Source organism: Streptococcus sp. NLN64, assembly GCF_015831295.1.
GTDB lineage: Bacteria > Bacillota > Bacilli > Lactobacillales > Streptococcaceae > Streptococcus.
The window spans coordinates 1-11,787 of sequence record NZ_JADXDQ010000053.1 but is presented as its reverse complement, the minus strand read 5'-3'; the positions used below and the strand labels follow the sequence as shown (position 1 = coordinate 11,787).

The following is an 11,787-nucleotide window of genomic DNA, read 5'->3' as shown; positions in this document are numbered from 1 at the left end:
TAAGAAACAACCATGAGTCCTTTCCATAACTCTATTGTTCTGGGAAACATTGCAATAGTCAAGTATTTATACAATTATTGTTCAAACTGGGTTTTAATAACCCTCTAAACTTATATTACGAGGAGGAATTAATTTTGAAAGATGTATTCAAGTCTTTAAAAGGGGACCTAATTACTTTTTCTTTGTTAACTATCATCTTGTCTATTCTAATGGTTGGTGAAGCTTATTTAGCTCAGTTTATTATTGATAGAGCAGAGATAAATGGTATGAACTACCTAGTTCTGATTTTCATCGTTTTAATGTTTTTATTTTCTCAGACTGTTGTCTATTTCTTTCAACAATTTAAAACGGCTGTTTTAAGTAAAAAATCTGCCTTTCTATTTCGGAATTTCCTGTTTAAAAAGATTCAAGAAATTCATCTCAATCATCTAAATAATGATTTAAAAGATCGATTGCTTTCTGCACTTACTGTTCAAATTGATCAAGTGGAGTTTAATTATTTTTATACCCTTTACTGGGGAGGTTACTTACTTTGTCAGTTAGTGGTTGCAGTAGTTTTTGCGTTTATGATGGATCCATTAATGGCTGCTATGACATTGCTGCTAAGTCTCCCCAATTTATTAGTTGCTTTAGCGTATAAGGGACAGTTAGCACAGAGTCAAGATGATTTGATTGATCAGACAGATGCCACTATCAATTCCATTAAGGATTTAACCGATGGTTACTTAGATTGGAAAGTAGGAGATGGTGCTGGGGAAGTTTATAATGTTTTTACGCAAGTTACGCAAAGGTTATTAATGAAGCAGACGAAAATCAGCAAAGTTCAATACTCCGTCGCTAGCTTAAATCAACTTTTTTCCAATGTTTTATACTTTGGTAGCTGGTTGATTGGTGGTTATTTAATTCTAAATAACAATTTGACATTAGGATCTCTTATTACATTCACACAATTACTTGCTCGTATTTCTTTTCCAATATATTCTTCGTCAGATCTGATTGCTAGGTTTATTGGTGGAAAGAAAATTGTGGATTCATTGAAGCAAGATTTTATCTTTTCAAAAGAAGACGAATCTTTATTTGAGAATCAGCCTTTATTAGAATCTGTTTCTGATATACAGTTTGATAAAGTCGCATCGCCATTGTTGTCAGCTGACTCTTTGACTTTGTCATTTCAAGCCAATCATTTCTATTTAATTAAAGGGAAAAGTGGAAGTGGGAAGTCTACGCTATTCCGATTGATCTTAAAAGAAACAAATGATTATACCGGTAAAATTACCATAAATGGAATAGATTTATCACAGTTATCAGAAAAAGAATTATTCAAAAAAGTAGCCTACGTTCCACAGTTTCCACATATTTTCTCAGGTACACTTAAAGATAATTTAACTCTCTTTTCAGATTCCTACAACCATGAACAATTGTATGCGGTCTTAGAATTTGTAGAATTAGAGAAATGGGCAAACAATCAATCATTATCCATGCCAATAAAAAATGAAGAGGTAACTATTTCTGGGGGAGAAGCAAAGCGTGTGGCATTAGCAAGGGCTTTGCTTTTAGATAAGGAAATACTGCTGATTGATGAATTCTCTTCGGGTGTTGATCGCATTACCTTAGAAAAAATCGAAAAGAAACTCGCTCAACTCAACAAATTAATTCTTTACATCTCTCATGTATCTCAGACTAATGTAAAACAGAATTTTGACTATATGATTGATCTGGATAATAATGGGGATTTACTAGTATTAAAACAATGATGAGGTCGGATTTAGTCCCACCTTACTTTTTTATTGATAATATTTTTTGAGCATCTTAGCAGTAGCTTTTTCAAACAAAAGCCACTCCTACTCATGACAGTAATCTAGCTGAACATCTAGGAAAAGGATTTTTCCTTGTCCAGTTATGATTGCTTGGACTTTACTTGCGTGTATTTTCTTTTTCCTAGAGTAATTTAACTTTTGTTTTTTGGGGGACGTCGAATTTTTACTCCTGTTGCATCACCTATGATAGTAACGGTATCCTTTATCTTTCCTTTTTCAATAGTGAGGCCACTTTGTACTAAGATCTCTTCAACCCATGACTGCGGCGAATAAGGTTGTTTTCATGCACACCAAAATCTGCTGCAATTTGTTCATACGTACGATATTCACGAAGGTATTGTAGAGTAGCCATCAAGATATCTTCTAAACTCATTTTGGGATTACGACCACCTTTAGAGTGTTTGGCCTGATAGGCAACTGTCAAGATTTTTAGCATTTTGTCAAAAATTTTTCTTTCAACACCAACTAGGCGTTTAAAGCGTGTGTCAGAAAGTTTTTTACTGGATTCATAATTCATGCTTCTGTTTTATCATTTTTTGTTTCGCAGGAACTCCCGGGTTTATCACTTTAAAAAAATCAAAAGATGGCTAACCCCTTGGGGGACAAGGAGTTTGGCTATCTTTTTTAATTATTTTCGTGTAGTGTATGAAGGCATTGCGTAATTTTTTAGCTCTCCATGTGTCACAAAATCTTGACTTTATTCAATTTCAAGCAGCTTATTTAACTCTTGTATATCCGGATTCTCTTGAAATTTGTAGTATACTCTTTTAGTTTATCTTTTATTACTGTGTTAGCTCGTCTTGCCGTACTTTAGTACTGCCTGCGACTCGCTGCCTTGTACTAAAAGCAAACTAAAAGACTATAATCATCTTGTAAACGAGTTCCTTTGGCACTATTCAAGACCCGAATCATTCTTTCTGGATGCATACAACACAACAGAAAAAGCCAAAAAAAGTTTTTAAAAATCCAGTTCTATCAAGTGATTGAGCTAGATTGACTATAGCATAAGGTGATAAACTCGGAATTTTATCATTTTTTTCGCAGGAACTCTATTCTTCGGAAATTCGTAAAAAAAAACAAATCTCTCACTTGACAATTTGAATCTACAAATGTAAACTATAAACATAGACTACAACTGTAGACGAAAAGAGGTAGGAATCATGAAAGGACTGATGTCAACTGCGGAATGGCAGGTCATGCGGGTGCTTTGGGCTCATCCAAACAGCGGTAGTAGTCAGATTGTTGATTACCTGCAAGCGGATTTTGAGTGGAAACCCAGCACAGTCAAGACTCTCTTGGCTAGACTCAAGGATAAGGGTTTGATTGAGGCACAAGCGGAAGGCAAACGCTTTGTATATCGAGCTGTGACAAGTGAGCAGCAGGAGTTGGGAAAAATGGGGCAAGAGTGGTTGGATAACCAATGCCAGACCAAACACGGGGAGCATTTACTGGTTCTCCTGAAGAAAGCTCAACTGACTCAGTCTGACTTGGAGAATCTAGTAGCTTGGGCGGAGTCAGCCAAGAAAACAGCACCGACTCACGTGGTTTGTACTTGTTTGCCGGGTCAATGTGATTGCCATCATTAAAAAAGGAGAGTAAAAAATGGAAGAAAAAGTTTATCAAGTATCAGGGATGACCTGTGCATCGTGTGCCTTGACTGTTGAGAAAATTGCGGGACAACAAGAAGGAGTGCAGGAAGCCCAAGTCAATTTAGCCACTGAAAAGTTAACGATTCGAACCAATACTGACTTTGAAAGTGCGGCCTTAGAAGAAGCAGTATCTGGAGTTGGGTATCAGTTGGAGGTCCAAGAAGGGGGCTGGTCTATAGAGCAACATCAGATTGACGATGAACAAAAAGAAGCTCATCTGGAAAACCAAAAAAGAGAAGTTATTTGGACAAGTGTATTATCAATTCCCTTATTATACATCGCTATGGGGAGCATGATGGGTTTGCCTTTGCCTAATTGGTTGAGTGAGCCAACCACCTTTGTTTTGGTTCAATTTTTTTTAACAACTGGAGTTCTTTGGCTTGGACGAGGATTCTATCAACGAGGTTTCCGAAATCTTTTCAAGGGTCATCCCAATATGGATAGCTTAATTGCGATTGGAACAGGAGCTGCTTATCTTTATAGTATTTACGGTTCTTGGCAGGTATTGCAGGGTGAACACCATTTTGCCCACCATCTCTATTTTGAATCTGCAGCCACCATTGTTTTCTTTATTTTCTTAGGAAAATATTTAGAAGCAAGAGCCAAACACCAAACTTCGCGTGCCCTTCAAGGGCTAAGTCAGTTAGCCCCGCAAGAGGCGATGTTAGTAACCGAAGATGGGGTCGAGGTGGTTGCAACCAAAGATCTTCAAGTTGGGGATCGTGTACGGGTTGTCCCTGGTGAAAGTTTCCCAGTTGATGGAGAAATCATTGCTGGAGAAAGCTATGTCGATGAGTCTATGATGACTGGTGAAAGTGTGCCGGTTCATAAGCAAGTAGGGGACGAGGTCTGGGCAGGAAGCCTCAACCAAACAGGGAGTGTCGATTACCGGGTTACCAAGGTAGGGGCTGAAACCATGCTCTCTCAAATTATTCAACTAGTGGAGGCTGCTCAAGCGAAAAAAGCTCCGATTGCAGCCTTGGCCGATCGGATTGCTCTCTATTTTGTTCCAGGTGTTCTTATTGCAGCTGTTATTGCAAGTTTAGCTTGGTATTTTGTAGGGGGAGCTACACTGGAATTCGCTCTTTCCATTTTTATTGCTGTCCTTGTGATTGCTTGTCCCTGTGCCTTGGGGCTTGCTACGCCAACAGCTATGATGGTGGCTACCGGGCGTGGAGCTGAAAAGGGAATTCTATTGAAGTCTGGCCCTGCCTTGGAAAGTTTGGCCAATGTAGAAACTGTTCTTTTAGACAAGACAGGGACCGTTACAGCTGGGAAAATGACCTTGACAGATATGAAGGTCTGGACACAAGAGAGCGAAGAAAGCATTCTTGCCCAATTGGCTTCCGTTGAAAGTCGCAGTGAACATCCAATTGCTCAGGCCCTTGTTCAAGCTGCTGAAGAAGCGAACTTAGACCTTCTCCCGGTTGAGGATTTCCAGGCACAAGTGGGACGTGGAGTTGAGGCAAGGATTGGCGATCAACGGATTCAGGTCGGAACCTTACGTTACTTGGAAGAAGAAGGGATCCAGTTGCCAGAGGACTTAGATCTTTTGAGCTGGGAAAAAATGGGGAAAACGAGCTTATTAATGGCAAGGGATGGTCAATTTGTAGCAGCCCTTGCTGTAGCTGACCCCGTGAAAGAAACCAGCGGCCAGGCTATCCGTGATTTGAAAGAGTTAGGTCTCAACCTTGTTCTGCTAACAGGTGATAAAGAGGAAACGGCTCGGGCGATTGCCAAGCAAGTAGGTATCGAGGAAGTTGTTTCTCAAGTGTTACCTCAGGACAAGGCTGCCCAAGTTGAGAAGTATCAAGGTAAAGGTCAATCTGTAGCCATGGTTGGTGATGGGATCAATGATGCTCCGGCTCTAGCTCAAGCAGAGGTTGGCATTGCCATGGGAACCGGGACAGATATTGCCATGGATGCGGCTGACTTGGTTCTTCTCCAAGGAGACTTGGTCAGTTTGGTAGATGCGATTCGTCTCAGTCGTGCAACGCTGCGAATCATCAAAGAAAATCTCTTCTGGGCCTTTATCTACAACATCATCGGTATTCCAATTGCCATGGGCTTACTCTATCTCTTTGGAGGCCCTCTCTTGAATCCCATGTTGGCAGGCTTAGCCATGAGCTTGTCCTCTGTATCTGTTGTTTTGAATGCCCTTCGCTTACGCTTTAAATAAGAAAGGATTATGAGAATGAAACAAACCGTTCAACTAGCAGGACTATCCTGCCAAAATTGCGTGAAACACACCACAGCAGCCTTTTCAAAACTGGCAGGAGTGGAGTCTGTTACGATTGATTTAGATCAGCAGCTAGCCCAAGTGACAACCAATACAGCCTACCAGGTCCAAGATTACCAAGAAGTTCTTGGACCCTTGCCTTACAAGGTTGAATCTGTCCTTTAATGCAAAAACGCCGTTTCCCCCAAAAAGGAACGGCGTTTTTGTGTTAGTGTTTATAGTGAACCTGTTTAAAGTCATTTTCTAATTCTTTTAAGAAATCTTTTGCAAGGATACTTCCTTCGGAATGGAGTGATTGATAACCCTTTTGTAGTTCCTCCAGCAAACGTAGTGTTGCCTTATGTGTTTCGCGTTCATCAGTAGTAGCAAAAGCGTGTTGTGCACGTCCATTTTTTGTGAGGATGGCAGGTTCTCTGTAGTTGCCATTGGCTAGAGCTTGAATATCATTTTTCAAAGCAGAGACTGGTACATGTTTCATAGATCACCTCTGTTGCAGCATTCTCTAAACTTTAATGAGTTTAGTCTATTTTGAAGGTTGTTTTCCAATCTCCTTCCTCCAGAAACGATGGGATCCGCTTACCCTATCCCCAACGCCGCTTTGGCTAGTTGGTCGGCACGATCGTTGAGAGGGTCGCCACTGTGGGCGTGGACTTTGCGGAAGTGAACTTGGATGAGAGGAGCGTAACGGTCAAACTCTTTTTTGTAGACTTGGGAGATGGGTTTGTTGGTCTTCCAGTCGCCTGTGGCCCAAGATTCTACACCTTGGTAGTCGTAGCAGATGGTGATGCTGGGATACTCGTGGAGGACGGCCCATTTGATGGCGGCCAGGCTGGCTAGGCATTCTCCGGCAACTTGGTGAGATTCGAGGAAGATATCACGGTCTCCTGCAAAGGAAAGACTCTCGATCTCTTTTCCGTTCAAGATGAAGGAGACGCCGGAACCATATGCCTGATTCCGTTTATCGTAGGAGCCATCCACATAGGCCTGAAGTTGGTCAGAGGCAATGGGAGCTTGAGGTTTGTCCTCCATGTAGACGACGGCCTCTTCTTGGCTGGTGAAGGATTTGTATTGTGCGCCTGAGAAGCCTTGCACCTGTTTTTGCGCCTCAGGCCAGTTTGTGTAGATTCCTGGTTGGCGTCCTTTTTTGACTGCGTAAAATTTCATAGATATCCTTTCTAAAAGCGGGCTTGGTAGAGGGTGGCGGAAATGGTAATGTGAGTCAGCTTGGTCCAGTCAAAGTCTGTTAGATTGACTTGTTGGAGCAGTGGGGTCATCTCTAATAAAGCTTCTCGGAGCGGAGGTGTTAAAGGATAGGTGGCAGTCAGCTCTTCCTGGTCTAGAATCTGCATTTGTTCTTTGAGGTGGAGATCAATGTCCTCGGGCTGGTAGGCTTCTTTGCCCAGAATCTTCCGAATTTCAATCAAATGTTGAGAACCAGGGATAACCTTAAGGACGGTCCCTTGGGGCTGTAATAAACGCTCAAATTCTTGGTAATTAGCTGGGGAGAAGATATCTAAGATCAGGTCAAGACTGTGACTTTCCAAGGGGATCTTGGCGAGGTCCGCCACAAACCACTTGATGTGCTGTCTGCTATCCGCCTTGCTGGCGAGGAGGATGGAGTCCTTGGCTAGGTCAAAGGCATAGTAGTTACCAGAATAGCGGCTCTCCAATTGCCGGCTATAGAAGCCTTCGCCACAGGCTACATCTAAGATGGATTGTGGTTGTAGTTTCCCGATTCGCTGAGCAAGCCCTTCGAGGATAGGGTCATAGAGTCCGGCTTCCAAGATTGCTTGGCGAGCTAAAAAGGACTCTTTTTGGTAGTGCTGAGAAGCCTTAGCTTGGGGAGCCAAATTGACATAACCTTGCTTGGCCAAATCGAAACTGTGGCGATTCTCACAGACTAGACTGCGTTCCTGTAGGTGTAAAGACTGGTGGCAGTGGGGACAGATGAAGTGCAGTGCTGGATCCGCAAATCGTTCTAGTTTGGGTGGAAGCATGAAGTCTCCTTTTGTTGGAAAAGGCCAGGGCCCTGTTTGGGTCCTAGCCTTTGTGAAATTTAATAAGTTAGAATGGAATATTTTTTCTTACCACGGCGGATAACGGTGATTTTGTCTTCTAAACGGTCCTTGCTATCCAGTTGGTAATCCAAGTCTTGAATACGTTCACCGTTGATGTAGATAGCTCCGTTGGTCACATCTTCGCGGGCTTGGCGTTTGGATGGGGAAACCCCAGCTGTTACTAAGATGTCCACTAGGTTCAAACTATCTTGGTCGGTCACTTGGTAGTTTGGAACATCGCTTAAGCCTTGTAGCAATTCGGAGACTGAAAGGTCTTGGATATTTCCTCCAGAGAAGAGGCTTTCAGTGATTTTGAGGGCTTGTTCATAAGCTTCTGGGCCATGAACGAGGGTGACGACTTCCTTGGCCAGAGTTTTTTGGGCTAGTCGTTGGTGTGGGGCTGCCAAGAATTCTTTTTCAATCTCTGCAATTTCTTCCAATGAAAGGAAAGTGAAGATTTTCAAGAAGCGAACAGCATCGTCATCCAAGACGTTAAGCCAGAACTGGTACATTTCGTAAGGACTGGTTTTGCTGGCATCCAACCAAACGGCGTTCCCTTCAGATTTACCGAATTTTTTACCAGTGGCATCCGTAATCAATGGTACGGTAAGGACATGACCCGTTGTATTGCCCTTGCGGCGAAGCAATTCTGTTCCAGCGGTCATGTTGCCCCACTGGTCACTTCCTCCAATTTGGAGGGTTACATTGCGTTCTTGGTTGAGGGTGTAGAAATCGTAGCCCTGCATGATTTGGTAGGCAAATTCGGTGTAGGAAATCCCCGTTTCAATCCGAGACTTCACAGAATCCTTGCTCATCATGTAATTGACGGTAAAGTATTTGCCGACATCACGAAGGAAGTCAATGAAGCTGATGCTGCCGAACCAATCGTAGTTGTTGACCATTTCGGCCTTATTCTCGCCTTTGTCGAAGTCCAAGAAGCGGGAGAGTTGTCCTTGGATTTTGTCTACCCAACCGTCAACGGTTTCCTTGGTTTGTAGGCTGCGTTCCGCATCTTTAAAGGACGGATCACCAATGAGTCCAGTCGCACCACCGACCAAGGCGTAAGGTTTATGCCCAGCCAATTGCAAACGACGGCTGGTGAGAATAGCAACCAGGTGGCCCAAGTGCAAGCTATCAGCGGTAGGGTCATAGCCGGTGTAATAAGAAACCTGCCCCTCTTCTAGTGCTTTGCGAAGAGCTTCTTCATCCGTGGTTTGGTTGACCAAGCCCCTTTCTTTCAGCTCATCAAAAATGTGCATGTTTGACTCCTTTTTGTTTCATTTTTCTTACTACAGTTTAACAAAATAAGGGATAATTGAAAAGAGACAGGGCATTTTGCTATAATTGGGGTTAAGTATTAAAGGAGACGGAACACGTGAAACACAAAGCTAAAAAGAAAACCGGAGAGGGGTCTTGGACTTGGAAGGATAGCCTAGGGACATTTTTTCAAGTCCAGCACCTCCTCCTAAAAGTTTTGCTGGTCTTTTTCTGGGGCTTCTTGGTCTTAGGTGCCGGGGTGGGTCTGGGCTACGCGGCCAGTCTCTTTCAGTCGGCCCAGGTTCCCCCTGGTGAGGAATTGGCCCAGCAAGTAACCCGTGTAGCCGGTCAATCAGAGCTGCGCTATGCTGATGGCAGTCTCATTGATAAGGTGGACAGTGATCTTCTGCGGACACCGGTGACCCTGGACCAAGTATCCACATTCGTGCAAGACGCCGTTATAGCGACGGAGGATGAGAATTTCTATGAGCATGATGGGATCGTACCCAAGGCTGTCATTCGGGCAACCTTAGGTTCGGTTGTCGGTTTTGGCTCTTCGAGTGGTGGCTCGACTTTGACTCAGCAGTTGATCAAGCAACAAGTTGTCGGAGATGCTCCGACCTTTTCTCGAAAAGCTGCGGAAATTCTAGATGCCTTAGCTCTCGAAGAGACCATGTCTAAGGAAGATATCCTCTTGGCCTACCTTAATATTGCGCCCTTTGGACGGAATTATAAGGGGCAAAATATAGCGGGGATTGAAGAGGCAGCGCAGGGGATTTTTGGAAAAAGCGCTGCTGACCTCAATCTCCCTCAGTCAGCCTTTATAGCAGGACTTCCTCAGAGTCCCATTGTCTATTCTCCTTACGCAGCAGATGGGACTTTGAAGACGGAAGAAAATCAAGCCTTGGGGTTGGAGCGGCAAAAAAATGTGCTCTATAATATGTATCGGACTGGAAAAATCACCGAGGATGAATACCAAGAGGCCTTGGAGTATAACCTTCAAGCGGATTTCCGCCCGGGTGAGCCGACGGAAGGTGAGACTCATCATTATCTCTACCACACAGCACTAGCTGAGGCTCAAGATGCCCTCTATACCTATCTAATCAAACGAGATCAGGTTTCCGAGCGGGATTTGAAAAATGAGTCTACTGTAGAGGCTTATCAAAAACTTGCCCAACAGGAACTCAGCAATGGTGGCTATGTGGTTAAAACAACCATTAACAAAGCTGTGCATGAAGCCATGCAGTCTGCAGCAGCCAACTTTGGAGGAATGCTGGATGATGGAACTGGGCGCGTGGAGATGGGGAATGTCCTTCAAGACAACCAGACTGGAGCTGTTCTAGGATTTGTTGGTGGTCGGGACTATGAATCCAATCAGAATAACCATGCCTTTGACACGGTTCGCTCCCCAGGTTCTACCATTAAACCTCTCTTACCATATGGTATTGCTATCGATCAAGGGATTATGGGAAGTGCTAGCATTGTGTCCAACTATCCCACCAATTATTCCAGTGGCCAGCCCATTATGCACGTGAATAGTCGCGGAACTGGTATGATGACCTTCCAAGAGGCCTTGAATCAGTCTGTGAATATTCCGGCTTATTGGACCTATCGTATCTTACGAGAGCAAGGGATAGATGTCCAAGATTATATGGAAAAAATGAATTATGAGATTGCGGACTATAATATTGAGAGTCTTCCTTTAGGTGGGGGAATTGAAGTATCGGTTGACCGCCACACCAATGGTTACCAAACCCTGGCAAACAATGGTCAGTACATTGAACGTTATATGGTTGCCTCCATTGAAACTCAAGATGGACAGGTGGTCTATGAGCATCAAACGGAACCTGTTCAAGTCTTCTCAGCTGCGACTGCCACAATCATGCAAGACATGATGCGAGGAGTTCTGGATTCAGGTACGACAACAACCTTCAAGTCTCGTTTGCAGGGAATCAATCCAGCTCTAGCTGGGGCTGATTGGATTGGGAAGACCGGAACTACCAATGATTACGGAGATGCTTGGCTCATGGTGGCAACTCCAGGTGCTACCCTTGGTGGCTGGACGGGTCATGATGATAACTCCTCTATGTCCAACTTGAGTGGTTACAACAATAACGCTAATTATATGGCCAATCTGGTGAATGCCATCCACCAGGCTGATCCAGATGTTTGGAAAACGGGTCAACGTTTCAGTTTAGACCCAAGTGTGATTCAATCCTCTGTGTTGAGAGCAACGGGTCAATTGCCAGGATCTGGAATGAGTGGTTCAACAGTAACTAGCAACTGGGCTGTGAATGGTGCTCCAGTCACAAGTGAAAACTTTATGGTTGGTGGTAGTGATGCTGACAAACGTTCCGCTTGGAATTCCGTTCGTGGCGGTGGGACACCAAGTTCAAGTAATAGTCGTTAATGGATTTACAAGAAACTCGGGGATTTCCGGGTTTCTTTCTCTTGTATTTACGTTAAGATTTCTTTCATGTTTATTTAATACTCATTAAATTTCAAAATCTGACGTTGTCACGCCTCTTCGGTGAACTTCAAGTACGGCAAGACGAGCTAACGCAGTAATAAAAGATAAACTAAAAGAGTATACAGGAGGCTTCCTCTCTGTCGCAGCCTTTGTAGCCCTTCGAAAGAAGACCCCGAATTATTCATACCCTGAATATCTTTGCGTAACTATCAAAAAAATCATCAGAAACAAGCAATAAACAATTGCAGTTCTGATGATTTTTATGAACGATCAAGCTTTTCTATAAATAAAGATGGGT

Annotated in this window: 9 protein-coding genes and 1 pseudogene; 5 read left to right on the top strand and 5 right to left on the bottom strand. The window is 43.3% G+C overall.

What is annotated here, in order from left to right; translation table 11 throughout:
* Positions 1 to 134 precede the first annotated feature (134 nt).
* Entirely contained in the window at positions 135 to 1,754 is a 1,620-nt protein-coding gene (locus I2503_RS07615) for an ABC transporter ATP-binding protein (protein ID WP_196967564.1), read from the top strand.
* A 93-nt stretch (positions 1,755 to 1,847) separates the two neighbouring features.
* Here the strand turns inward: I2503_RS07615 and I2503_RS09660 are convergent.
* Positions 1,848 to 2,334 (bottom strand): annotated as a pseudogene (locus I2503_RS09660) (transposase family protein); the annotation flags it as partial.
* Between the two features lie 643 nt (positions 2,335 to 2,977).
* Between I2503_RS09660 and I2503_RS07605 the strand changes: the two are divergent.
* Genes I2503_RS07605 through I2503_RS07595 form a run of 3 tightly spaced genes read left to right on the top strand, consistent with a single transcriptional unit; the run spans position 2,978 to position 5,870 of the window.
* Complete coding sequence (locus I2503_RS07605; RefSeq protein WP_196967562.1) at positions 2,978 to 3,403, top strand: CopY/TcrY family copper transport repressor; 426 nt, start codon at positions 2,978 to 2,980, stop codon at positions 3,401 to 3,403.
* A gap of 16 nt (positions 3,404 to 3,419) precedes the next feature.
* Positions 3,420 to 5,645: a heavy metal translocating P-type ATPase gene (locus I2503_RS07600; RefSeq protein WP_196967561.1), complete on the top strand. Its 2,226-nt coding sequence runs from the start codon at positions 3,420 to 3,422 to the stop codon at positions 5,643 to 5,645.
* 15 nt (positions 5,646 to 5,660) lie between these two features.
* Entirely contained in the window at positions 5,661 to 5,870 is a 210-nt protein-coding gene (locus I2503_RS07595; RefSeq protein WP_196967565.1) for a heavy metal-associated domain-containing protein, read from the top strand.
* Positions 5,871 to 5,913: 43 nt separating this feature from the next.
* On the opposite strand, the gene I2503_RS07590 is transcribed toward I2503_RS07595, so the two are convergent.
* The 4 genes from I2503_RS07590 to tyrS all read right to left on the bottom strand — a co-directional run bounded on the left by I2503_RS07590 (position 5,914) and on the right by tyrS (position 9,021).
* Positions 5,914 to 6,183, bottom strand: coding sequence for a prevent-host-death protein (locus I2503_RS07590; RefSeq protein ID WP_196967560.1), 270 nt, complete (start codon positions 6,181 to 6,183; stop codon positions 5,914 to 5,916).
* A 98-nt stretch (positions 6,184 to 6,281) separates the two neighbouring features.
* Positions 6,282 to 6,869: a ribonuclease H family protein gene (locus I2503_RS07585; protein WP_196967559.1), complete on the bottom strand. Its 588-nt coding sequence runs from the start codon at positions 6,867 to 6,869 to the stop codon at positions 6,282 to 6,284.
* 11 nt (positions 6,870 to 6,880) lie between these two features.
* Positions 6,881 to 7,702, bottom strand: a complete 822-nt coding sequence (locus tag I2503_RS07580; RefSeq protein WP_196967558.1) for a putative RNA methyltransferase — start codon at positions 7,700 to 7,702, stop codon at positions 6,881 to 6,883.
* A 59-nt stretch (positions 7,703 to 7,761) separates the two neighbouring features.
* Positions 7,762 to 9,021 (bottom strand): tyrosine--tRNA ligase, encoded by a 1,260-nt coding sequence (tyrS, locus tag I2503_RS07575; RefSeq protein ID WP_196967557.1) that lies wholly within the window; start codon positions 9,019 to 9,021, stop codon positions 7,762 to 7,764.
* A gap of 116 nt (positions 9,022 to 9,137) precedes the next feature.
* Between tyrS and pbp1b the strand changes: the two genes are divergently transcribed.
* On the top strand, positions 9,138 to 11,429 hold the full coding sequence (gene pbp1b, locus I2503_RS07570; protein ID WP_196967556.1) for a penicillin-binding protein PBP1B: 2,292 nt from the start codon (positions 9,138 to 9,140) through the stop codon (positions 11,427 to 11,429).
* The last annotated feature ends 358 nt before the right edge of the window (positions 11,430 to 11,787 follow it).

Excerpts from the sequence above, each read along its gene's own strand:
- I2503_RS07605 (WP_196967562.1), top strand. The coding sequence starts at position 2,978 with ATGAAAGGACTGATGTCAACTGCGGAATGGCAGGTCATGCGGGTGCTT.
- I2503_RS07600 (WP_196967561.1), top strand. The coding sequence starts at position 3,420 with ATGGAAGAAAAAGTTTATCAAGTATCAGGGATGACCTGTGCATCGTGT.
- I2503_RS07595 (WP_196967565.1), top strand. The coding sequence starts at position 5,661 with ATGAAACAAACCGTTCAACTAGCAGGACTATCCTGCCAAAATTGCGTG.
- I2503_RS07590 (WP_196967560.1), bottom strand. The coding sequence starts at position 6,183 with ATGAAACATGTACCAGTCTCTGCTTTGAAAAATGATATTCAAGCTCTA.
- I2503_RS07585 (WP_196967559.1), bottom strand. The coding sequence starts at position 6,869 with ATGAAATTTTACGCAGTCAAAAAAGGACGCCAACCAGGAATCTACACA.
- I2503_RS07580 (WP_196967558.1), bottom strand. The coding sequence starts at position 7,702 with ATGCTTCCACCCAAACTAGAACGATTTGCGGATCCAGCACTGCACTTC.
- tyrS (WP_196967557.1), bottom strand. The coding sequence starts at position 9,021 with ATGCACATTTTTGATGAGCTGAAAGAAAGGGGCTTGGTCAACCAAACC.